Origin of the sequence: Micromonospora sp. NPDC047730, from assembly GCF_043204765.1 — a bacterium.
GTDB lineage: Bacteria > Actinomycetota > Actinomycetes > Mycobacteriales > Micromonosporaceae > Micromonospora.
The window spans coordinates 105,007-126,716 of record NZ_JBIDCU010000019.1 but is presented as its reverse complement, the minus strand read 5'-3'; the positions used below and the strand labels follow the sequence as shown (position 1 = coordinate 126,716).

Genomic DNA, 21,710 nt, shown 5'->3' with positions numbered 1-21,710 from the left:
GACGTCCTGTTCGCCATGCTCCGCGACAAGATCCCCTACCAGCCCCGCCCCACACCGCCGATCACAGCTTGACGAAACCCATAGGGACACCCCCCGCCCGCCGTCCCGGGTTTCCGGGTACCTCCCGCCGGAGGTGCAGCCATGCTGCTCCGAAAGATCCTCGCCGTCGCCGCCACCGCCGCCGTGCTGCTCGTCCCGGCCACCGCCGCGACGGCCGCCCGCGATCGCCCCGCCACGGGAGCCCCGGCTGCCACCGCCACTGCCAACCCGGTCATCGTCGTCGGCGGCCTGATCGGCCTATCCATCGCGTACGAGCCGATCGCCGCCCGGCTGCGCGCCGACGGCTTCCGGGTCTTCGTCTACCAGTTGCCCGGCCTCGGCTTCGGCGACATCCGCGACTCCGCCCGCGCCTTCGCCGCGTACGTCGAGCAGGTCCGGTCCGTCACCGGTGCGTCCCAGGTGGACGTCGTCGGCCACTCCGAGGGCGGGCTGGTCTCCCGCTGGTACGTGAAGTTCCTCGGCGGCGCGTCGGCCGTCGGCCGCTACGTCAGCCTCGGCAGCCCCCAGCAGGGCACGTACGTCGCGAACATCCTGCGGGTCGTCGGCCTCGGCAGCTGCGCCGGAGTCGTCGCCTGTCAGCAGATGTCGATCGGCTCCGACTTCCTCGCCGACCTCAACGGCGGCGACGACACTCCCGGCGCGGTCCGCTGGACCACGGTCCGGACGTGGCAGGACGAGCTGGTCCGGCCGGTCGACAACGCCTCGCTCGCCGACGGCGCGACCAACGTGCTGATCCAGGCGGCGTGCCCGCTGCGGATCGTCGGGCACCTCGGGCTCGTGCTGGACGGCACCACGTACACCGTGGTCCGGCAGGCGCTGCGCGACACCCCGATCCGCCCGGACTGCCTCGCCCTGTAGCGGACCAGCCGGGGCGGATGGCGCGCCGCCCGCCCCGCGTCAGGCCGCCCTGGCGAGGGCCTCGTACTCGTCGTCGGTGAGCCGCACCTCGGCCGCGGCGACGATCTCCTCCAGGTGCGCGACCGGCGACACCGGCGCTCAGGGCCGTACGTGCACCGGGGCCGGCAGGTGGTCGAGGTGGGCCTGCGGCGGCGCACGCGGCGCCGTGCCGTGGCCCTGGCGTGGACGGGGGCCGTGTGGGGGGAAAGGGCGCAGCGGGGCGGCAACCGGGCCGGGGCGTGGGCGGAGTTGACCGGAGCGCCCGTGCGGGCCGCCCGCGCGTGCGACGCTGGGCCCGTGCCGGTCGGCGTCGACCACGGGTCGCCGCGCGGCGCGACGCGGGAGGGAGCGCCCATGACGGGAGTGCCGCAGGTCGACTTCGCGCTCGACACGTACGAGTGCATCGTGCTGTATCCCGGCGCGGCCGGACGGGCGCTGCCGGCGGAGACGGTGCAGCGGTTGCAGGCCGAGCACCTCGCGCACATGCAGGCCCTCCAGCGGCGGGGGATCATCCTGGTCGCCGGCTCGGTGGACGGCCAGGCCCGCGAGCCGGACCCGCCGATCGGCTTCGGTCTGGCCCGGACCGGTTCCGTGGACGACGTGCGCAGCGTGATGGAGGCCGACCCGGCGGTGCAGGCCGGGCTCTACCGGGTGGACGTGATGACCTTTCTCTGCCCGGCGGGCTCGCTGGAGTTCCCACTGGTCAAGACGCAGACCTGAGCGGTTCCGCCGGACGCCCGGCGCACCGTGGCGCGCGGCGCGGGCCGCCGTCCCGGCGTGCACCGCCGGCCTCCCGCGGCGGTCCGCCCCCCGACGCGCGAGCGACCCGGTCGGGCACCTGCGACCGTGGAACGGCATCGCCACCATTGCGCCGGCACCCCTCCGGCGCCATCAGCAGAACCCGTCGGATCGGCCGGGGAGCGGGGTCGGGCGTGCGGGCCAGGCCGCCCGCGGGTCGGGCGGGGCGAGTGTGCGCGGGTAGGGCCGGGCGGACGTCCGCGCCGCGGGTGTGCGGCCAGGGCGCGGCACGGCGTGGGCCGGCCATCGACGGCGGGCGCGCCGGCCGGGAGCACCCCGGTGCCCGGTGGCGCCGGGGGCGTACGATTCCGGCGCGCGGTCGCCGTTGCCCGCCGTCTCAACGTCCCGGCGTGGGTTCCGCCCGCCGGCTGCGCGCGTGACGCGCGTCGTTGGACAATTTTCCGCAGCCCGCGAGGGGTCGGCCCGCAGTCCGACCCGGAGGAGAGACTAGCCTGATGGGCGTGACACGCCGCGCGAAGATCGTCTGCACTCTTGGTCCTGCCACCTCGTCCCCGGAGCGGATCCGGGGGCTCGTCGAGGCCGGTATGAACGTGGCGAGACTCAACTTCAGCCACGGCAGCCACTCCGACCACGAGGCGGTGTACCGGCTGGTCCGCGAGGCCGCGGAGGCGGCCGGACGCCCGGTGGCCGTGCTCGCCGACCTGCAGGGTCCGAAGATCCGGCTCGGCCGGTTCGCCGACGGCCCGCACGAGTGGCGCACCGGCGACTCGGTCGTGATCACCGGCGACGACGTCCTCGGCACGAAGGACCGGGTCTCCTGCACCTACCGGAAGCTTCCGCAGGAGGTCAAGCCCGGCGACCGGCTGCTGATCGACGACGGCCGGGTCGCCGTCGAGGTCACCGACGTCACCGGCAACGACATCCGCTGCCTGGTCACCGAGGGCGGCCCGGTCTCCAACAACAAGGGCGTCTCGCTGCCCAACGTGGCGGTCAGCGTCCCGGCGATGTCCGAGAAGGACGCCGAGGACCTGCGTTTCGCCCTCGGCCTCGGCGTCGACCTGATCGCGCTCTCCTTCGTCCGCTCCGCCGACGACATCAAGCTGGTGCACGGCATCATGACCGAGGTCGGGGTGCACCGGCCGGTGCTGGCCAAGGTGGAGAAGCCCGAGGCGGTCGACTGCCTGGAGCAGATCGTGCTGGCCTTCGACGGGGTCATGGTCGCCCGCGGCGACCTCGGCGTGGAGCTGCCGCTCGACCAGGTCCCGCTGGTGCAGAAGCGCGCCGTGCAGCTCTGCCGGGAGAACGCCAAGCCGGTCATCGTGGCCACCCAGATGCTCGACTCGATGATCGAGAATTCGCGCCCGACCCGCGCCGAGGCCTCCGACGTGGCCAACGCCGTGCTCGACGGGGCGGACGCGGTGATGCTCTCCGGCGAGACCAGCGTCGGCAAGTACCCGGTGCTCACCGTCAGCACCATGGCGAAGATCGTCACCACCACCGAGTCCGGCTCGATCGGGGTGCCGCGCCTCCAGCACGACCCGCGTACGCACGGCGGCGCGCTCACCGTCGGGGCGTCCTCGATCGCCCGGGCCATCGGCGCGAAGGCCCTGGTGGCGTTCTCGCAGACCGGCGACACCGTGCGGCGGCTGTCCCGGCTGCACTGCGACCTGCCGCTGCTCGCGTTCACCCCGGTGCCCGAGGTGCGCAACCAGCTCGCCCTCTCCTGGGGCGTGGAGACCTTCCTGATGCCGTTCGTCGAGCACACCGACGACATGTTCCGCCAGGTCGACCAGGCGCTGCTCGGGCTCAACCGGGCCAACCCCGGCGACCACGTGGTGATCGTCGCCGGCAGCCCGCCCGGCACCCCCGGCTCGACCAACACGCTGCGCGTACACCAGCTCGGGTCGTTGGTCGACGCGGCGTCCGCGCGAGCACTTCAGTGAGTGCCGCGGAGGTCGCGGTCGGCCAGGCCGCGGTCGACCAGCTCCTCGAGGTGCTCGACCTGGAGCACACCGGCGAGATGACCTTCCGGGGGATGAGCCCGCCGGTCGGCCCCCAGCGGGTGTACGGCGGCCAGGTCGCCGGCCAGGCCCTGGTGGCCGCCGGCCGGACGGTCGACCCGGCGCGCTTCGTGCACTCCCTGCACGGCTACTTCGTGCGCGCCGGCGACCCGAGCGAGCCGATCGTGTACGAGGTGGAGAACATCCGCGACGGCCGCTCCTTCTCGGTGCGCCGCTCCGTGGCGCTCCAGCACGGCAAGCCGATCTTCTTCATGTCGGCGTCGTTCCACCGTCCCGAGGAGGGCCTGGACCACCACGCGCCCACGCCGCCCGACGTGCCGGGGCCGGACGAGGTCCCGACGATGACCGACCGGCTCTCCCGCTACCCCGAGCGGCTCGGCATCTGGGCGCAGATCCCGCGCCCGATCGACGTGCGCTACGTGGGCGAGCCCGGTTGGGTGCGCCCCGGCGACCGGCCGGCCGACCCGCACCAGCGGGTCTGGATGCGCATCGACGGCAAGCTGCCCGACGATCCGCTGCTGCACGCCTGCGCGCTGACGTACGCCTCCGACCTGACCCTGCTCGACTCGGTGCTGTCGGTGCACGGCGAGGTCTGGGGCCCCGGCGGGGTGGTGGGGGCCAGCCTCGACCACGCGCTGTGGTTCCACCGGCCGTTCCGCGCCGACGAGTGGTTCCTCTACGACTGCTGGAGCCCGTCCGCCTCCGGCGCGCGGGGGCTCGCCACGGGTCGCCTGTTCACCACGGACGGCCGACACATCGCCAGTGCCGTGCAGGAGGGGCTGCTGCGCCGCGTCGGGGAGTGACGCCGAGCCGGGGCGGCACATCGCCGTCGGCCGATCGGCCGAGGGGTGATCGGTCGGCCGGGGTGACCAGCGGGTTAACCTTGCCGGCATGCGCCTCTCCGCCCGGGTCGACTACGCCCTCCGTGCGGTCGCCGAGCTCGCCTCGGTGACCGGCGGCGCCGGGGCCGGGCGAGGTCGGCCGGTGACCGCCGAGCAGATCGCCCGCGCCCAGGAGATCCCGCCGAAGTTCCTGGAGAGCATCCTGCTGCAACTTCGCCGCGGCGGCATCGTGCACGCCCAGCGCGGCCCCGAGGGCGGCTACTGGCTGGCGCGGCCGGGCGGGGAGATCTCGCTGGCCGAGGTGATCCGGGTGATCGACGGCCCGCTCGCGCACGTACGCGGGCAGCGGCCCGAGGAGCTCGGCTACCACGGCGCCGCCCGGTCCCTCCAGGAGGTCTGGATCGCCCTGCGGGCCAGCGAACGCCAGATCCTGGAGCTGGTCACCGTCGCCGACGTGGCCGCCGGCACCCTGCCCGAGCGGGTCACGGAGCTGGCCGCCGACCCCCGCGCCTGGACCTGATCCGGGCCGAACCGGCCGGCGCCGGGGCTCGCGCGCCGGCGGTCGACGCGTCGCCGCGCCGTCCGGGCCGGCGTCACCGTCGCCCCTGTCGCCGGGCCGGCGTCACCGTCGCCCCTGTCGCCGGGCCGGCGTCACCGTCGCCCCTGTCGCCGGATCCGCGTCACTGTCGTCTCACTGACCGGTCGGAGTCTTGACCCCGGCACCCCGCGTGCCGCATTGTCGACCAAGTCGATAGGAGATGCCGAAAAGTCAGGGGGCGCTCGTGCGCAAGCTGCTGGTCCTCGCACTGGTCGGGCTCGTCGCGCAACTCGTCGACGGCGCGCTCGGCATGGCGTACGGGCTGACCTCCTCCACGCTGCTGCTGCTCGTGGGCGTCGCCCCGGCCGCCGCGTCGGCGTCGGTGCACCTGGCCGAGATCGGCACCACGCTCGCCGCCGGGGTGGCGCACTGGCGGTTCGGCAACGTCGACTGGCGGGTGGTGGCCCGGATCGCCGTCCCCGGCGCGGTCGGCGCGTTCGCCGGCGCGACCTTCCTCAGCACGATCTCCACCGAGTCGGCGGCCCCGTGGATGGCCGGCATCCTGTTCACGCTCGGCGCGTACCTGCTGGTGCGCTTCTCCCGCCCGCTGCGCACCGACCGGCGGGCCGGTCGGCTGCGGGGGCGCTTCCTCGGCCCGCTCGGCCTGGTCGCCGGCTTCGTCGACGCCACGGGCGGCGGCGGGTGGGGGCCGGTCGCCACGCCGGCCCTGCTGGTCAGCGGCCGGCTGGAGCCCCGCCGGGTGATCGGCTCGGTGGACACGGCCGAGTTCGTGGTCGCCGGCGCCGCCAGCATCGGCTTCCTCATCGGCCTCGGCGCGGAGGGCTTCCTGCTGCCCATGGTGGCCGCGCTGCTCGTCGGTGGCCTGATCGCCGCGCCGGTCGCCGCCTGGCTGGTCCGGATCGTCCCCGCCCAACTGCTCGGCGCGGCGATCGGCGGCGTGATCGTGTTGACCAACGCCCGCACGCTGATGCGCTCGGCCGACCTCGGCGGCCCCGCCCGACCGGCGGTCTACGCGCTGCTCGCCGCCGCCTGGGTCGCTGCCCTGGCGCTGGCCGTCCGGGCGCTGCTGCGGACCCGCCGGGCGCGGGCCGTCGCCGCGGCGGCCCTCGCCGCGACCCCGGTCCCGGCCCCGGCGTCCGTCTCCGGCACGAGCACCCGGATCCCGGTGCCGACCGCCGGCACGCCCGACCCGCGCTAGCGGGGGAGTGGCGGGTCAGCGGGGCAGGAGGACGGTCGCGGCGTCGCGGAGCAGCGACCACGCCTCGTCGACGTGGGCCTCGGTGGTCTGCGGCGAGCCGACGGCCAGGCGCAGCGTGTACCGGCCGTTCACCCGGGTGTGCGTCAGGTGCACCCGACCCGTGGCGTTGACCCGGGCCAGCAGTTCCGCGTTGACCTCGTCGTCGGCGTGCAGCCGGAAGCAGACCAGCGAGTACGGGTGCGCCCCCACCAGCGCGAACCGGTCGTCGGCGCGGACCCGCTCGGCGAACCGGGCGGCGAGCGCCACCCCGGACCGGATGTGCGCCCGCAGCCCCTCGGCGCCGTACCAGCGCAGCACGAACCAGAGCTTCAGCGCCCGGAACCGGCGGCCCAGCGGCACCTGCCAGTCCCGGTAGTCGATCACCGCGCCGGATTCGGTGGCGGCGTTGCGCAGGTACTCCGGCAGCACGGTCAGCGCCTCGATCAGTTCGGCGGTGTCGGCGACCCAGAACGCGTCGCAGTCGAAGCCGGTGAGCAGCCACTTGTGTGGGTCGAAACAGTACGAATCGGCGTACTCCAGGCCGGCCTGCCCGAACCGCAGCTCCGGGCAGACCGCCGCCGCCCCCGCGTACGCGGCGTCGACGTGCAGGAAGACGCCGTACTCGGCGCAGATCGCGCCGATCTCCGGCAGCGGGTCGATCGCGGTCGTGGACGTGGTCCCGACGGTGGCCACCACGATGGCGGGTACCACGCCGGCGGCCCGGTCCGCCTCGATCGCCGCGCGCAGCGCCGCCGGGGACATCGCCTGCGTCTCGGAGTCCACCTCGATCGGTCGTACGCCGTCGGCGCCCAGCCCGGCGATCCGCGCGGCCTTCTCGATCGAGGAGTGGCCCTGGGTGGACGTGTAGGCGCGGTATCGGCGGTCGACGCCGACCTCGCGCCACCGGCCGCCGCCGGCCCGGTGCAGCGCGACCAGGGTCGCCACCAGCGTCGCCGAGGACGCGGAATCCTGGATCACCCCGCCGCCGCCGGAGCCGGCGCGGAACCGCTTCGGCAGCTCCAGCAGGTCGGCGAGCCAGTCCAGCATCACCGTCTCCAGTTCGGTGCACGCGGGCCCGGTGGCCCAGAGCATGCCCTGCACGCCCAGTCCCGAGCTGACCAGGTCGCCCAGCACGCTGGGCCCGGAGACGTTGGCCGGGAAGTAGCCGAAGAACCCGGGGTGCTGCCAGTGGGTCAGGCGCGGGGCGATCAGCGTGTCCAGGTCGGCGAGGACGGCCGCCACGGGCTCGCCGTGCTCGGGCGGGCCGGCCGGCAGCCCGGCGACCACCGCGCCGGGCGGGTCCTGCGACGTCACCGGGCGCTGCCCCACCGTCGCCCAGTAGTCGGCGATCCAGTCCACCACCGCGTGCCCGGCGCGTCGGAACTCGTCCGGGGTCATGTGCTCAGCCACGCCCTGAGTTGATCAATAATTTGGGTCGGCGGCAAGGAAACGGCGGTCGCGGACGGGGCAGGCACCGGGCTGCAGCCGCGGAATCCGCACAGCCACGGCCCGGTGCCCCACACCGCGGCATCCCCGACCCGTCCCGACCGGGGATGCCGTACCACCACCGGGGACAAACCTAGGCGGCCCGCGCGTCTCCCCGGTGACGGCGACGTGAAGATCGTGTTTCAGCCGTCCCGGCGCAGGCCACCGGCCACCTTCGCGGCGATCAGCTCGTACGAGCGCACCCGGTCGGCCACGTCGTACACCAGCGTGGTCAGCATCAGCTCGTCCGCGCCGGTACGCGCCAGCAGGTCGCCGAGCTGCCGCCGTACGGTCTCCGGCGAGCCCATCGCCTGACCCTCCCGGCGCTGCGCCACGAACTCCCGCTCGATCTCGGTGTACGGGTACGCCGCCGCCTCGTCCGGCGTGGCCAGGGGCCCCGGTCGACCCGAGCGCAGCCGCAGCAGCGACAGCGCGCCCGGTCCCGCCAGCCACTCCGCCCGCTCGTCGGTGTCCGCGCAGACCGCGTTGACCGCCACCATCGCGTACGGCTCGGCCAGCCACTTCGACGGCCGGAAGCTCTGCCGGTACAGCGCCAGGGCGGGCAGCGTGTGCTGCGAGCTGAAGTGGTGCGCGAACGAGAACGGCAGCCCCAGCATCCCCGCCAGCTGGGCGCTGAACCCGCTCGAGCCGAGCAGCCAGATCGCCGGCTGCTGCCCGCGACCCGGGGTGGCCGTGATCGGCCCCGGCCGCTCGCCGGTGAAGTAGTTCATCAGGTCCGCCAGCTCCCGGGGGAAGCCCTCCGCCGACAGCCCCTCCATGGTCCGGCGCAGCGCCAGCGCGGTCACCTGGTCGGTGCCCGGGGCGCGGCCGATGCCCAGGTCGATCCGGCCCGGGTGCAGCGCGTCGAGGGTGCCGAACTGCTCGGCCACCACCAGCGGCGCGTGGTTGGGCAGCATCACCCCGCCCGAGCCCAGCCGGATCGTCGACGTGTGCGCCGCCAGGTGCGCGAGCAGCACGGCCGGAGCGGAACTCGCGATCCCCGGCATGTTGTGGTGCTCGGCCACCCAGAACCGGTGGTATCCCAGCTCCTCGGTGCGGCGGGCCAGCTCGGTGGTGTGCCGCAGGGCCTCGCCGGCCGTGGCACCGGCCGCGACCGGGGCAAGGTCAAGAACAGACAGCGGTACGTTGATCACACGGCTGGCCAACCCGCCCGGCCCCCGAATTGTTCCCCGGGGCAACCAAGCTCACGCGGTGCCCCGCGCCGGGTGCTCAGCCCAGGCCGCGGGCCTGTTCGAAGATCAGGCTCGTCTGGGTGTGCAGCACCGCCGGGTCCACCGCCAGGTGGTCCAGCACGAAGTCCCGCAGCGCGTCCGCCGAGGCGGCCCGCACGTGCAGCACGTAGTCCTCCGCGCCCGCCACGTGGAACACCGACACCACCCCCGGCAGCCGCACCGAGCGGGCCCGGAACGCGTCCACCACCGCCCGCTCGTGCGCGGTCAACCGCACCGACACCAGCGCCTGCAACGGCAGCCCCACCGCCGCCGGGTCCACCTCCGCGTGGAACCCGCGGATCGCCCCACACTCCCGCAGCGCGCGGGTGCGGGTCAGGCACGTCGAGGGGGCCACCCCGACCCGCTCGGCGAGGGCGTTGTTCGGCAGCCGGCCGTCCGCGGCCAGCTCGGACAGGATCGCCCGATCGGTGTCGTCCAGGGTCGCGAACCGCCGCACATCGTTCGTCGCAAGGGGCATGGAGACATCCTCCGTCGAATCGCCGCGCCAATCATAGGAATCTAGCCGAATCATCTTCGGAACTATTGTCCACTGCTGGCTCTATGTTCGATCCTTCCGGCATGACGACCGTGGACACCCGAGCCGTGCACGCCGGCCGCGACGACCTCGCCGCCCTCGGCGTCCACGTGCCGCCCATTGACCTCTCCACCACCAACCCCCTGCCGTCCGTCGACGCCGGCGGCGACGCGTACGAGACCCTCGCCACCGGGGGCACGCTCCCCGCCGGCGGCAGCGCCGTCTACCAGCGCCTGTGGAACCCCACCGTCGCCCGCTTCGAGACCGCCCTCGCCGCCCTCGAAGGCACCAGCGACGCCGTCGCCTTCGCCAGCGGCATGGCCGCCCTCACCGCCACGCTGCTCGCCGCCACCCGGGACGGGAAGCGCCACCTCGTCGCCGTCCGCCCGCTCTACGGCGGCACCGACCACGTGCTCGCCACCGGCCTGCTCGGCACCACCGTCACCTGGGCCCACGCGGACGAGGTCGCCGCCGCCGTCCGCCCCGACACCGCCCTGGTGATCGCCGAGACCCCGGCGAACCCCACCCTCGACCTGGTCGACATCGCCGCCCTCGCGCGAGCCGCCGGCGACGTCCCGCTGCTCGTGGACAACACCGTCGCCACCCCCGTGCTCCAGCAGCCCACCCGGCACGGCGCCGCCCTCGTGCTGCACAGCGCCACCAAGAGCATCGGCGGACACGGCGACGTGCTCGCCGGAGTCGTCGCCTGCGACGCCGACTGGGCTGCCCGGCTGCGCCAGGTCCGCGCGCTCACCGGCGCGATCCTGCACCCCCTCGGCGCGTACCTGCTGCACCGCGGCCTGCAGACCCTGCCGGTGCGGGTCCGCGCCCAGCAGGCCGGCGCGGAGAAACTCGCCGCCTGGCTCGCCGCCCACCCCGCCGTCACGCGGGTGCACCACCCGTCGCTGCACGACCCGGCCGGGCTCGTCGGCCGGCAGATGACCGGCCCCGGCAGCCTCCTCGCCTTCGAGGTACGCGGCGGCGCGCCCGCCGCGGCCGCCGTCGCCGACGGCTGCCGGCTGATCACCCACGCCGTGTCGCTCGGTGGGGTCGACACGCTCATCCAACACCCGGCCTCGCTGACCCACCGGCCCGTCGAGGAGGGGGCCAAGCCGGTCGGCGGGCTGCTGCGCGTCTCCGTCGGCCTGGAGGACCCGGAGGACCTGCGCGCGGACCTGGCGGGGGCGCTCGCCGAACTCGGCTGAGCCGGCACGTCCGCGCGCCCGACGACTCGGCACCTCGGCACGGCTGGCGCCTCGCCACGTCGGACCGCCGCATTGGAGGCGCGGGTGGAACACCAGGGGTGTCGAAGACGCGGCGTCGCACCCATGGATTCCACTCGTCGAGCCGAAGCCCCGCCGGGGCGGGCGAGGCGAGCAGCCGACCGCGCGGAGCCGGCGGGTCTCTCCGACCGCGCGGAGCGGCTGGCCCCTTCGATCGGGCCGAACAGCCGGGGATTCCGACCGTCAGGTCAGGACTTCGGGCCGACGCGGCGGTCGAGGGCGGCGACCGCCTCGCGACGCGCGACCGACAGGGAGTTGCGGCGGTTCATCCGCCAGGCGACCCCGAGCAGGTCGAGCGCCCACTGGCAGAGGCCCATGATGTCGGCCGACTCGTTGACGAACATGTAGCGCGGGTAGACGTACTGCTTGCCGCGCACCGTCACCCGGTTGGTGGTCCGACACCCGTCGGAGTGGAACAGGCCGCGGACGAAGTCGCCGGGATGGGCGGTGACGATCTCCCGCTGCCAGTCGGTGAGGACGATCCGGCACCCGGGCGGAGGACACCAGATAGCCGTCACCCAGGTAGAGGCCGAGCAGGAAGCTGTAGGCCTGGGCCTGAGTCCGATTGTCGACGCCGGGACGGCAGCGGAAGCAGCGCAGCGCCGTGCCCCGGACCGGGGCCTCGGGCCGGCGGCACCACTCCCACACGGTGCGGTAGGGAAGCCCGACGGCGCGGGCCGTCTCCGCGACCGTCGCTCCCAAGCGGTGGACCTGGTGCGCTCGTGCGCGTACTTCCGGTGGATGCACGCCGACGAGTTTGGTACGTACGTGCGACAGTTTCGGTGCCCCCGGTGGGATTCGAACCCACACTGTCGGAGGTTTGAGCTCCGCTTCTCTGCCAGTTGGAATACGGGGACTTCGCCACCCACGCTGTGGCGGCGCCACATAGGTTACCCACTACGCTAGGCACGACGGTACCGGACCGGCGGGTGCCGGGAACAGAGTGGTGGGAGTGGCTCGTGGCGGAGACGCAGACGGACGTCGAGCGCAGGCGCGTTCTGATCGCCGAGGACGAGGCGCTCATTCGGCTGGACCTCGCCGAGATGCTGGTCGAAGAGGGCTACGAGGTGGTCGGGGAGGCCGGTGACGGCGAGACGGCCGTCCGGCTCGCCGAGGAGCTCAAACCCGATCTGGTCATCCTCGACATCAAGATGCCGATCATGGACGGGCTGGCCGCCGCCGAGCGGATCGCCGGCGCCCGGATCGCCCCGGTGATCATCCTGACCGCGTTCAGCCAGCGCGACCTGGTGGAGCGGGCCCGGGCGGCCGGCGCGATGGCGTACCTCGTGAAGCCGTTCCAGAAGAGCGACCTGGTGCCGGCGGTGGAGATCGCGCTGTCCCGCTACTCCGAGATCGCCGCGCTGGAGTCGGAGGTCGCCGGGCTGACCGACCGGCTGGAGATCCGCAAGACCGTGGAGCGCGCCAAGGGTGCGCTCATGACGACCTACGGGATGACCGAGCCGCAGGCGTTCAAGTGGATCCAGCGCACGGCGATGGACCACCGGATGACCATGAAGGAGGTCGCCGAGCGGATCCTCGCCGAGACCGCCGGCGGCGAGGTCGCGCAGCCCACCGCCTGACCCGGGGCGGAACACGCCGGGCCGCTCGGAGTCCGCGCCGGGCCCTCCGTCGCGGTCGACCGTACGGCCCGGGGGCGACGCACCGGGACGGCGCGACACGCCGGGGCCCGTGGAACCGGGCTCCCCGCCGGGCCGGCCGATCGATAACATCTGATCCCATGTGGTCCCGGCGGCTGGTGGCGGTGCTCGGTGTGGCCGCCGCGCTGCTGGCCGGCTGCGACCGGGCCCCGGCGGAGCCCACCGCCGAGCCGCTGCGCCCGGCGTGGCAGCCGCTGAGCCTGCCCGCGCCGCCGGGCGCGGCCGGCCGGCCGCTGTTGCGCGACGCCGTGGCCTGCGCCGGCCGGTGGTACGTGGTGGGCGGGCTGGCCGACGCGGCGGGGGAGACGCGGCCGGCGGCCTGGAGCAGCGCCGACGGCGCGGCGTGGTCGGCGCTGCCGGTGGCGGCGTCGAGCTTCTACGGCCGCCAGCACGTGCTGTACGCGGCCGCCTGCCGGGACGGCCGGGTGGCGGCGCTCGGGGCGAAGAACGGCGGCGTGCACGGCAATCCCCGCACGGGCACCTGGGCGCAGGCCCCGGACGGCGCGCTGCGGGAGGTGCCGGCCCCCTTCGAACTGTACGCGGGGCCGCGGGCGGTGAGCGTGGCCCGGTTGGCCGCCGGGCCGGCCGGTTGGCTGATCGCGGGGGCCCGGGTCGACGGCGCGGCGGTCTGGACGTCCCCCGACGGCGCGCGGTTCACCATCCGGGAGGGTGTGCCGGAGCTCGCCGGTGACGGGCGCGGCCGGACGGTGGCGTACGACGCGGTGGCCGTGCCGTCGGGCTGGTGGGTGGTGGGGGCGGTGCTGCCGCCGGGCGCGACCGCGCTGGCGCCCCTGGCGTGGGCCTCGGCGGACGGCCGTGCCTGGCGGCGGGTGGCGTTGCCGGCGGCGGACGGGCGCGGCCAGGCGCAGCGGGTGGCGTCGGTGGGCGACGGCGGGCTGGTGACGGTCGGTCCGGTGCGCGAGGGGTTCGCGGCCTGGCGGCTGGCCGGGGACGAGTGGCGGCGGGTCGGCGGGTTCGGCGTGCCGGGGCCGGGGGTGTCGTCGGTCGACGGTCTGGTGCCGGCCGGGCGTGCTCTGGTGGCGGTGACCGGGGACGGCGGCGGTCGCGGACTGTGGCTCTCGGTCGATTCGGGGGATTCGTGGCGGACGATGGCGATGCCTGCCGTGGTGCCCGACGGCGGCAACACGGCGGTGGCCGCGGCGGCCCAGGGGGATCGACTGGTGTTGGTCGCCGATGACGGCCAAACGTCCCGTGCCTGGTGGACCGGGTTGCCGGTCATTGATCGGTAGGGAGTGGGCGCTGACCTGCCCGTTACCGACGAAACGAAGGCGAGGGCCATTCATGACCGACGGTTCTTACAGCGATCGTTTCCAATCCGCCACGGCGTGTAACGGTTCGGTCAACCCGCTCCGCTGGGGCTTTCGTCACAGCTGAAAGGTGGGATAGCGTCCGGCCCCAGACCGGCGACGACGGTCTGGTTCGTCCGCCCCCGCAAGGGCCAATAGGCAGCGGGTGGTTCGGACCATGGGACGGAGGAGGGTTCGGGCCTTGAGGCAGAAGCTCGCGCGCGTTATCGGTGGGGTGGCCATGCTGGCGCTCGTCGCCGGCGGCACCGCATGCTCCAGCGGTGGAGACGACACGGCGTCCGGTGGGGAAGCCTGTGGCAACAAGATCGCGTTCTTCGGCGCGTTGACCGGCAGCTCGGCGGCGCTCGGCATCAACGAGAACAACGGCGTCAAGCTGGCCGTCGACAAGTACAACAAGGAAAACGCCGACTGCAAGGTCGAGCTGGTCTCCCTGGACTCGCAGGGCAGCCCGGACCAGGCCCCGGGTCTGGCCCAGAAGGCCATCGACGACACGAAGATCCTCGGCATCGTCGGCCCGGCCTACTCGGGTGAGTCGGAGGCCGCCGGTCCGCTGTTCAACGAGGCCGGTCTGGTCACCATCACCCCCTCCGCGACCCGCCCGAGCCTTGCGGAGCAGGGCTGGAAGACCTTCTTCCGCGCGGTCGGCAACGACTTCAGCCAGGGCCCGGCGGCCGGCAACTACATCAAGAACGTGCTGAAGGCCGACAAGGTCTACGTCATCGACGACCAGTCCGCGTACGGCGCCGGCCTGGCCGACGAGGTCAAGAAGCTGCTCGGCCCGGCGGTCGTCGGCTCGGACAAGGTCCAGGGCGAGGGCAAGCAGACCGAGTTCTCCGCCGTGGTCACCAAGGTCAAGGCCGCGAACGTGAAGGCCATCTTCTACGGCGGCTACTACCAGGAGGCGGGCCTGATCCGCAAGCAGCTCAGCGCTGCCGGGGTCACCGCTCCGCTGATCGCCGGTGACGGCGTCAACGACGGCGCGTACATCACCTCCGCGGGTGCGGCGGCGGCCGAGGGCACCATCCTCACCTGCCCGTGCCAGCCGGCCACCGAGGCGCGGGGCACCTTCGCCCAGGAGTACAAGGCCCTCAACGGCACCGACCCGGGCACCTACAGCGACACGGCCTACGACGCGGCGAACATCCTGCTCGCCGGCATCAAGGCGGGCAAGACCACCCGTGCGGGCCTGCTGGAGTTCGTGAAGGGCTACAGCGGCGAGGGCGTCGCGGCGAGCTACAAGTTCGTCGAGGGCGGCGAGCTCGACCCGGCGCAGGTCAAGGTCTGGGCCTTCAAGGTCCAGGGCGGCAAGGTCGTCCCGGACCAGGAGATCCCGAAGTCCTGACGCCGGTCGCTGCTACAGCGATTGAGTTGTGATCGCGGGTGCGGCCGGGAGCTCGCTCCCGGCCGCACCCCCTTTTTCTCTCCAGACCCTGATGGAGCGTCCCTCCCTTGAACTTCGACGGACTGTTCTCCAACTTCGGAGAACTCACCACGACCGGCCTGACGCAGGGCGCGATCTACGCCCTGGTCGCGCTGGGCTACACGCTGGTCTACGGCGTGCTGAGACTCATCAACTTCGCCCACTCCGAGGTCTTCATCGCCGGCGCGTTCGCTGCGCTGGTCTCCTGGAGATGGTTCGGCCTGGACCAGAACTCGCAGGTCAGCGGCGTCGGCACGATCATTTTCTACCTGTTGGTCGCGGCGCTCGCGGCGGCGATCGCCTCGGCGGGCACCGCGACGGTCATCGAGCGGGTGGCCTACCGGCCGCTGCGTAAGCGCAACGCGCCGCCGCTGGCGTTCCTGATCACCGCGATCGGCGCGTCCATCGCCATCGCCGAGGCGTTCGGCATCTGGACCCGCCGGTTGCCGCAGGGCGCACCGGCCCTGGTCAGCTCCAAGCCGTTGTTCCACATCGCCGGGGTGCCGATCGACGCCATCCAGTTGCTGACCCTCGGGTCCGCGCTGGTGATGATGATCGCGCTGGACATGTTCATCAACCGCAGCCGGGTCGGCCGCGGCATCCGGGCGGTGGCGCAGGACGCCAACACCGCCGCGCTGATGGGCGTGAACAAGGACCGGATCATCCTGATGGTCTTCATCGCCGGCGGCGCGATGGCCGGCGTCGCGGGCCTGCTCTACGACGTGCGGATCCAGACCCTCACCTACAGCGTCGGCTTCATGCTCGGCCTCAAGGCGTTCACGGCCGCGGTGCTGGGCGGCATCGGCAACCTGCGCGGCGCGCTGCTCGGCGGCCTGCTGCTGGGCGTCGTGGAGAACTACGCCTCCGGCCTGTTCGGCAGCGAGTGGAAGGACTTCGCCGCGTTCGCGGTGCTGGTGGTGCTGCTGATGTTCCGGCCGACCGGTCTGCTGGGTGAGTCGCTGGGGAGGGCACGGGCATGACGACCGTCCTGGAGAAGGTGCGCTCCGGCCGAGAGGCGGCCGGGGAACGGTGGCGCGGCGCGCCGCGCTGGGTGCGCTGGGCGCTGCTCGCCGCGGTGATCGTGTTCTTCTACGCACTGCCGAACAAGGAGTTCTACCAGTACCTCGGGCCGATCCCGACCCCCGGTGCGAACTTCACGCAGGTGATGTTCACCGTCTCGATCTACGTGCTGCTGGCCGTCGGCCTGAACATCGTGGTCGGTTTCGCCGGCCTGCTCGACCTGGGCTACTTCGGCTTCTTCGCCGTCGGCGCGTACACCGTCGCGGTGCTGACCTCGCCGAGCAGCGACATCAAGACGCTGTGGCCGTGGCTGCTGGCGGTGCCGGTGGCAATCGCCCTGACCATGGTCTCCGGCGTGATGCTCGGCACGCCGACCCTGCGGCTGCGCGGCGACTACCTGGCGCTGGTGACGCTCGGCTTCGCCGAGATGATCCGAATCGGGGCGGTCAGCTCCGAGTTCCTGAAGGGCCAGCGGGGCTTCAACCAGATCCCGCACCCGCCGGGCCAGTACGCCGACGGCAAGCCGATCTTCGGCGTGCTCGACGCCCGGCCCTACTACTGGCTGGTGCTCACGCTGATCATCCTGGTGGTGATCGGGGTGCGGAACCTGACCCACAGCCGGGTCGGTCGCGCCTGGATCTCGATCCGGGAGGACGAGGACGCGGCGCAGCTGATGGGCGTGCCGACCTTCAAGTTCAAGCTGTGGGCGTTCGCGGCGGGCGCGGCGATCGCCGGTCTGGCCGGCGCGCTCTTCGCGGGCAAGCAGAACTTCGTCAACTCGCAGAACTTCGAGCTGCTGAACTCGATCATCATCCTGGCCGCGGTCATCTTCGGCGGCTCCGGCAACATCGTCGGCGCGATCGTCGGTGGTGGCCTGGTGGCGTACATGATCGAGCGGTTCCGCGGCATCGAGCTGCTCGGCATCGAGCTGTACGAGTACCGGTTCCTGTTCTTCGGCCTGGTGCTGGTGATCATGATGATCTTCCGGCCCGAGGGCCTGATCCCGAACCGACGACGTGCGGCGGAGTTCAAGGACCGCCGCAAGGAGGTGACCGTCGGTGAGTGACACCGAGCAGACGCCGGCCGTTCCGGCGCAGGCCGGCGCGCCGGCCGTGGAGGCGGTGCCCACCCGGGAGCCGCTGCTGGAGGTCGACAACGTCACGCTGCGCTTCGGCGGCGTGGTGGCGCTGAACGAGGTGGACTTCACCCTGTACAAGGGGGAGATCCTCGGTCTGATCGGGCCGAACGGCGCCGGCAAGACCACCTGCTTCAACGCGATGACCGGCATCTACCAGCCCACCGAGGGGCAGATCCGGTTCCGTGGCCAGAAGATCAGCGGCAAGAAGCGGCACCAGATCACCAAGATGGGCATGGCGCGGACGTTCCAGAACATCCGCCTCTTCCCCGAGATGACCGCTATGGAGAACGTCCTGGTCGGCGCGGACGCGCACCACAAGACCAGCGTCATCTCCGCGCTGTTCCGCCTGCCGCGGTACTGGAAGGAGGAGCGCGAGGGCCGGGAGAAGGCCGAGCGCCTGCTGGAGTTCGTCGGCATCCGCAAGCGGATGCACGAGTTCGCCCGCAACCTCTCCTATGGCGAGCAGCGGCGGCTGGAGATCGCCCGCGCGCTGGCCACCGACCCGGTGCTGCTCTGCCTCGACGAGCCGGCCGCCGGCTTCAACCCGGCGGAGAAGGAGGAACTGCTCCAGCTCATCCGGCAGATCCGGGACACCGGCGTGACCGTGCTGCTCATCGAGCACGACATGCGTCTGGTCATGGGGGTCACCGACCGGATCGTGGTGCTGGAGTTCGGAAAGAAGATCGCCGAGGGGCTGCCCGCCGAGGTGCGGGAGAACCCGAAGGTGATCGCGGCGTACCTGGGGGTGCCGGACGATGCTGCTTGAGATCGACGACGTGAGCCTGCTGTACGGGCGGATCCAGGCGCTGCACGGCATCAGCCTGACGGTGGACGAGGGCGAGATCGTCGCCCTGATCGGCGCCAACGGCGCCGGCAAGTCGACCACGATGCGGGCCATCTCCGGGATCCGCCCGGTTGCCAGCGGGAGCATCCGGTTCAACGGTGAGGACATCACCAAGCTCCGGGCCGACCTGCGGGTCAGGCGAGGGCTGTGCCAGGCGCCGGAGGGTCGGGGCATCTTCCCGGGCATGACGGTGCTGGAGAACCTGGACATGGGCGCCTACACCCGGCGGGACCGGGCGGGCATCGCCCAGGACCTCGACCGGGTGCTGAACCTGTTCCCGCGCCTGGCAGAGCGGCGCAAGCAGGCCGGGGGTACCCTTTCCGGCGGCGAGCAGCAGATGCTGGCCGTCGGCCGGGCACTGATGAGCCGACCGAAGCTGCTGCTGCTCGACGAGCCCTCGATGGGTCTGGCGCCGATGCTGATCCAGCAGATCTTCGACATCATCACCGAGATCAACGAACAGGGCACCACCATCCTGCTGGTCGAGCAGAACGCCCAGCAGGCCCTGGCCCGGGCGCACCGGGCGTACGTGCTGGAGACCGGCCGGATCGTCAAGAGCGGGACCGGCGCGGACCTGCTGCACGACCCGGCGGTCAAAGAGGCCTACCTCGGCGTGGCCTGACCGGCCGCCACCCCTCACCGCAAGGAGAACGACATGTTCCACATCTCTGGTGGCCGCCGGGCCGTGCTCGGCGCCACGAGTGCCGCGCTGCTCGCCCTCTCGCTCGCCGGTTGCGGCGAGAAGGAGAGCACCGAGCAGCCCGGCGCCGGACCCAGCGTCACCGCCGCCGCCGACTCGGCGCTGGCGGCGAAGGTGCCCGACGCCATCAAGGCCGACGGCGTGATCAAGGTCGGCACCGACTCGACGTACGCCCCGGCGGAGTTCCTCGACGCCGACGGCAAGACGGTCGTCGGCTTCGACGTCGAGCTCTTCAACGCCGTCGCGCAGAAGCTCGGCCTGAAGGCCGAGTACGAGTCGGCGCCGTTCGACTCGATCCTGCCCGGCGTGGACTCCGGCAAGTACGAGATCGGCGTCTCCTCGTTCACCATCAACGCCGAGCGGATGAAGACCGTCAACATGGTCAGCTACTTCTCCGCCGGCACCCAGTGGGCGACGAAGTCGGGCAACCCGGCCAAGATCGACCCGAACGACGCCTGCGGCAAGAAGATCGCCGTGCAGGTCGGCACCGTACAGCTCGACGACATCACCGCCCGGTCGAAGAAGTGCACCGACGCCGGCAAGCCGGCGATCACCATCGACCAGTACCAGGCGCAGAGCGACGCCACCGCCGCCGTGGTCAGCGGCAAGGACGACGCCATGCTGGCCGACTCGCCGGTCGGCGCGTACGCGGTGAAGCAGAGCAACGGCCAGCTGGAGCTGCTCGGCGACATCTACGAGTCCGCCCCGTACGGCTACGCGGTGAAGAAGGACCAGGCCGCGTTCGCCGAGGTGCTGAAGGAGGCCGTGCAGGCGGTCATCGCCGACGGCAGCTACGAGACCGCGCTGAAGAAGTGGGGCGTCGAGGGCGGCGCCATCACGACCCCGGCGCTGAACCCGACCAGCTGACCCATGTCGGTCGAAACAGACACACCCGAGCGGGCACGGCCGGAACCCATCCAGGCCGTGCCCGTGCGGCATCCCGGGCGGTGGGTCGCCGTCGCCGTGATCGGGGTGCTGGTGGCCATGTTCGTCCACCTGCTGGTGACGAACAAGGCGTTCAACTGGTCGTTCATGGTCGACGAGATGTTCCGCCCGCCGATCATCGAGGGGGTGCGCGGCAGCATCGCGCTGCTGCTGACCGCCATGCTGATCGGCATCGTGCTGGGCGTCGTCATCGCCATCATGCGGCTGTCGGAGAACCCGATCCTGCGCGGCGTCGCCTGGGCGTACACCTGGTTCTTCCGGGCGGTGCCCCGGCTGGTGCTGGCGATCCTCTTCGGCAACCTGGGCATCCTCTGGGCGCGGATCGAGTTCGGCCTGCCCTTCGACCGGCAGATCGGCGCCCTGTTCGGGGTCGACGACTTCGAGGCGCGGCTGTTCGGCTTCTCGGCGGTGGACATCCTCACCGGGTTCGTCGCCGGCATGCTGGCGCTGGGCCTCTCCGAGGCCGCCTACATGGCGGAGATCGTCCGGGCCGGCATCCAGTCGGTCGACGAGGGGCAGACGGAGGCCGCCCAGGCGCTGGGTATGACCCGCGCCCAGATCCTGCGCCGGATCGTGCTGCCGCAGGCCATGCGGGTGATCGTCCCGCCGACCGGCAACGAGACCATCGCCATGCTCAAGGACACCTCGCTGGTGGCCTTCGTGCCGGTCTCGGCCGAGCTGTTCTTCCAGCTCAGGGCCGTGAGTAGCCGTACCTACCAGGTCGTCCCGATGTTGGTCGCGGCGACCATCTGGTACCTGCTGCTGACCAGTGTGCTGCTGGTCGGGCAGTACTACCTGGAGCGGCACTTCTCCAGGGGCGTCGGGCGCAGCGGGCGGGCGAAGACCAAGCTGCGCGGGATCACCGCGGAGGCGGGCGGCGCGACCGGGAAGGTGGACGGCGGATGACCAAGGTGACGGTGCCGGCCCAGGCCGGCGCACCGACGGCGGAGTTCGGGCCGATGGTCCGGGCCGAGCAGGTGCACAAGTCGTTCGGGTCGGTCGAGGTGCTCAAGGGAATCGACCTGGAGGTCCGCAGCGGCGAGGTCTGCTGCCTGCTGGGCCCCTCCGGCTCCGGCAAGTCGACGTTCCTGCGCTGCATCAACCACCTGGAGAAGATCAACGCCGGTCGGATCTGGGTGGACGGCGAGCTGATCGGCTACCGCGAGCGCGGTGGGAAGCTGCACGAGATGCGGGAGAAGGAGGTGGCCGCCCAGCGCCGTGCGATCGGCATGGTGTTCCAGCGGTTCAACCTCTTCCCGCACATGACCGCCCTGCAGAACGTCGCCGAGGCGCCGGTGCTGCTGGGTCGGGAGAAGAAGGCCGCCGCCCGCGAACGGGCCGCCGCCCTGTTGGAGCGGGTGGGGCTGGGCGACAAGCTCGGCAACTATCCCGGTCAGCTCTCCGGCGGCCAGCAGCAGCGGGTGGCGATCGCCCGGGCGCTGGCGATGCGGCCGAAGCTGATGCTCTTCGACGAGCCCACCAGCGCGCTCGACCCGGAGTTGGTCGGCGAGGTGCTCGACGTGATGAAGGACCTGGCCCGCGACGGCATGACGATGATCGTGGTGACCCACGAGATCGGCTTCGCCCGCGAGGTCGGCGACTCGCTGGTCTTCATGGACGGCGGCGTCGTGGTCGAGTCGGGCAACCCGCGCGAGGTGATCGCCAACCCCCGGCACGACCGGACGAAGGCGTTCCTGGCCAAGGTGCTGTGACGGGGACGCCGGCGCGGCCGTACGGGCCGCGCCGG

At 72.6% G+C, this 21,710-nt stretch carries 21 protein-coding genes and 1 tRNA gene; 17 read left to right on the top strand and 5 right to left on the bottom strand.

All coding sequences use genetic code 11. The features are described from left to right. Positions 1–141 precede the first annotated feature (141 nt). The 6 genes from ACGF5G_RS30390 to ACGF5G_RS30365 all read left to right on the top strand — a co-directional run bounded on the left by ACGF5G_RS30390 (position 142) and on the right by ACGF5G_RS30365 (position 6,336). Positions 142–918, top strand: coding sequence for a lipase family alpha/beta hydrolase (locus ACGF5G_RS30390; RefSeq protein WP_393269041.1), 777 nt, complete (start codon positions 142–144; stop codon positions 916–918). A 393-nt stretch (positions 919–1,311) separates the two neighbouring features. Next, positions 1,312–1,677 carry a YciI family protein gene (locus ACGF5G_RS30385; protein ID WP_357701685.1) on the top strand — a complete coding sequence of 122 codons (366 nt, stop codon included), beginning with the start codon at positions 1,312–1,314 and terminating at the stop codon, positions 1,675–1,677. A 533-nt stretch (positions 1,678–2,210) separates the two neighbouring features. Further along, a complete protein-coding gene (gene pyk / locus ACGF5G_RS30380; RefSeq protein ID WP_357701687.1) occupies positions 2,211–3,659 on the top strand; it encodes a pyruvate kinase in 1,449 nt (482 codons plus the stop codon). Beyond that, entirely contained in the window at positions 3,656–4,540 is an 885-nt protein-coding gene (locus ACGF5G_RS30375) for an acyl-CoA thioesterase II (protein ID WP_350682454.1), read from the top strand. The genes pyk and ACGF5G_RS30375 overlap by 4 nt, the downstream gene beginning before the upstream one ends. An 88-nt stretch (positions 4,541–4,628) precedes the next feature. Continuing rightward, positions 4,629–5,099 carry an Rrf2 family transcriptional regulator gene (locus tag ACGF5G_RS30370; RefSeq protein WP_350709253.1) on the top strand — a complete coding sequence of 157 codons (471 nt, stop codon included), beginning with the start codon at positions 4,629–4,631 and terminating at the stop codon, positions 5,097–5,099. Positions 5,100–5,361: 262 nt separating this feature from the next. Then, complete coding sequence (locus tag ACGF5G_RS30365; protein ID WP_393269056.1) at positions 5,362–6,336, top strand: sulfite exporter TauE/SafE family protein; 975 nt, start codon at positions 5,362–5,364, stop codon at positions 6,334–6,336. 15 nt (positions 6,337–6,351) lie between these two features. Here the strand turns inward: ACGF5G_RS30365 and ACGF5G_RS30360 are convergent, their stop codons facing one another. The 3 genes from ACGF5G_RS30360 to ACGF5G_RS30350 all read right to left on the bottom strand — a co-directional run bounded on the left by ACGF5G_RS30360 (position 6,352) and on the right by ACGF5G_RS30350 (position 9,570). Beyond that, positions 6,352–7,785 carry a pyridoxal-dependent decarboxylase gene (locus ACGF5G_RS30360; protein ID WP_393269037.1) on the bottom strand — a complete coding sequence of 478 codons (1,434 nt, stop codon included), beginning with the start codon at positions 7,783–7,785 and terminating at the stop codon, positions 6,352–6,354. A 218-nt stretch (positions 7,786–8,003) separates the two neighbouring features. Beyond that, positions 8,004–9,014, bottom strand: a complete 1,011-nt coding sequence (locus ACGF5G_RS30355; RefSeq protein WP_393269035.1) for an LLM class flavin-dependent oxidoreductase — start codon at positions 9,012–9,014, stop codon at positions 8,004–8,006. A gap of 76 nt (positions 9,015–9,090) precedes the next feature. Next, entirely contained in the window at positions 9,091–9,570 is a 480-nt protein-coding gene (locus ACGF5G_RS30350; RefSeq protein ID WP_350682462.1) for an Lrp/AsnC family transcriptional regulator, read from the bottom strand. An 83-nt stretch (positions 9,571–9,653) separates the two neighbouring features. Between ACGF5G_RS30350 and ACGF5G_RS30345 the strand changes: the two genes are divergently transcribed. Continuing rightward, positions 9,654–10,832 carry a trans-sulfuration enzyme family protein gene (locus ACGF5G_RS30345; protein ID WP_393269033.1) on the top strand — a complete coding sequence of 393 codons (1,179 nt, stop codon included), beginning with the start codon at positions 9,654–9,656 and terminating at the stop codon, positions 10,830–10,832. A 266-nt stretch (positions 10,833–11,098) separates the two neighbouring features. On the opposite strand, the gene ACGF5G_RS30340 is transcribed toward ACGF5G_RS30345, so the two are convergent. Further along, positions 11,099–11,428 carry a hypothetical protein gene (locus ACGF5G_RS30340; RefSeq protein ID WP_393269030.1) on the bottom strand — a complete coding sequence of 110 codons (330 nt, stop codon included), beginning with the start codon at positions 11,426–11,428 and terminating at the stop codon, positions 11,099–11,101. A gap of 265 nt (positions 11,429–11,693) precedes the next feature. Beyond that, positions 11,694–11,767: transfer RNA gene (locus tag ACGF5G_RS30335), tRNA-Leu, on the bottom strand. 102 nt (positions 11,768–11,869) lie between these two features. Here ACGF5G_RS30335 and ACGF5G_RS30330 point away from each other — a divergent pair. The 10 genes from ACGF5G_RS30330 to ACGF5G_RS30285 all read left to right on the top strand — a co-directional run bounded on the left by ACGF5G_RS30330 (position 11,870) and on the right by ACGF5G_RS30285 (position 21,675). Further along, positions 11,870–12,490: an ANTAR domain-containing response regulator gene (locus ACGF5G_RS30330; protein ID WP_393269027.1), complete on the top strand. Its 621-nt coding sequence runs from the start codon at positions 11,870–11,872 to the stop codon at positions 12,488–12,490. Between the two features lie 158 nt (positions 12,491–12,648). Beyond that, the gene (locus ACGF5G_RS30325) at positions 12,649–13,818 is read left to right on the top strand and encodes a hypothetical protein (protein WP_393269025.1); all 1,170 of its coding nucleotides are present in this window, start codon (positions 12,649–12,651) and stop codon (positions 13,816–13,818) included. A 259-nt stretch (positions 13,819–14,077) separates the two neighbouring features. Continuing rightward, positions 14,078–15,238, top strand: a complete 1,161-nt coding sequence (locus ACGF5G_RS30320; protein ID WP_393269024.1) for a branched-chain amino acid ABC transporter substrate-binding protein — start codon at positions 14,078–14,080, stop codon at positions 15,236–15,238. A gap of 107 nt (positions 15,239–15,345) precedes the next feature. Then, positions 15,346–16,296, top strand: a complete 951-nt coding sequence (locus tag ACGF5G_RS30315) for a branched-chain amino acid ABC transporter permease (RefSeq protein ID WP_393269022.1) — start codon at positions 15,346–15,348, stop codon at positions 16,294–16,296. Then, positions 16,293–17,402, top strand: a complete 1,110-nt coding sequence (locus tag ACGF5G_RS30310) for a branched-chain amino acid ABC transporter permease (RefSeq protein ID WP_393269020.1) — start codon at positions 16,293–16,295, stop codon at positions 17,400–17,402. Before ACGF5G_RS30315 ends, ACGF5G_RS30310 begins: the two co-directional genes overlap by 4 nt. Next, positions 17,395–18,240 (top strand): ABC transporter ATP-binding protein, encoded by an 846-nt coding sequence (locus tag ACGF5G_RS30305; protein ID WP_393269017.1) that lies wholly within the window; start codon positions 17,395–17,397, stop codon positions 18,238–18,240. Before ACGF5G_RS30310 ends, ACGF5G_RS30305 begins: the two co-directional genes overlap by 8 nt. Next, on the top strand, positions 18,230–18,940 hold the full coding sequence (locus tag ACGF5G_RS30300; RefSeq protein ID WP_350709235.1) for an ABC transporter ATP-binding protein: 711 nt from the start codon (positions 18,230–18,232) through the stop codon (positions 18,938–18,940). Before ACGF5G_RS30305 ends, ACGF5G_RS30300 begins: the two co-directional genes overlap by 11 nt. Positions 18,941–18,973: 33 nt before the next feature. After that, a complete protein-coding gene (locus ACGF5G_RS30295; RefSeq protein WP_393269015.1) occupies positions 18,974–19,885 on the top strand; it encodes an ABC transporter substrate-binding protein in 912 nt (303 codons plus the stop codon). Positions 19,886–19,888: 3 nt separating this feature from the next. Beyond that, the gene (locus tag ACGF5G_RS30290; RefSeq protein WP_393269012.1) at positions 19,889–20,869 is read left to right on the top strand and encodes an amino acid ABC transporter permease; all 981 of its coding nucleotides are present in this window, start codon (positions 19,889–19,891) and stop codon (positions 20,867–20,869) included. 53 nt (positions 20,870–20,922) lie between these two features. Then, positions 20,923–21,675: an amino acid ABC transporter ATP-binding protein gene (locus ACGF5G_RS30285; protein WP_393269053.1), complete on the top strand. Its 753-nt coding sequence runs from the start codon at positions 20,923–20,925 to the stop codon at positions 21,673–21,675. Positions 21,676–21,710: the final 35 nt, after the last annotated feature.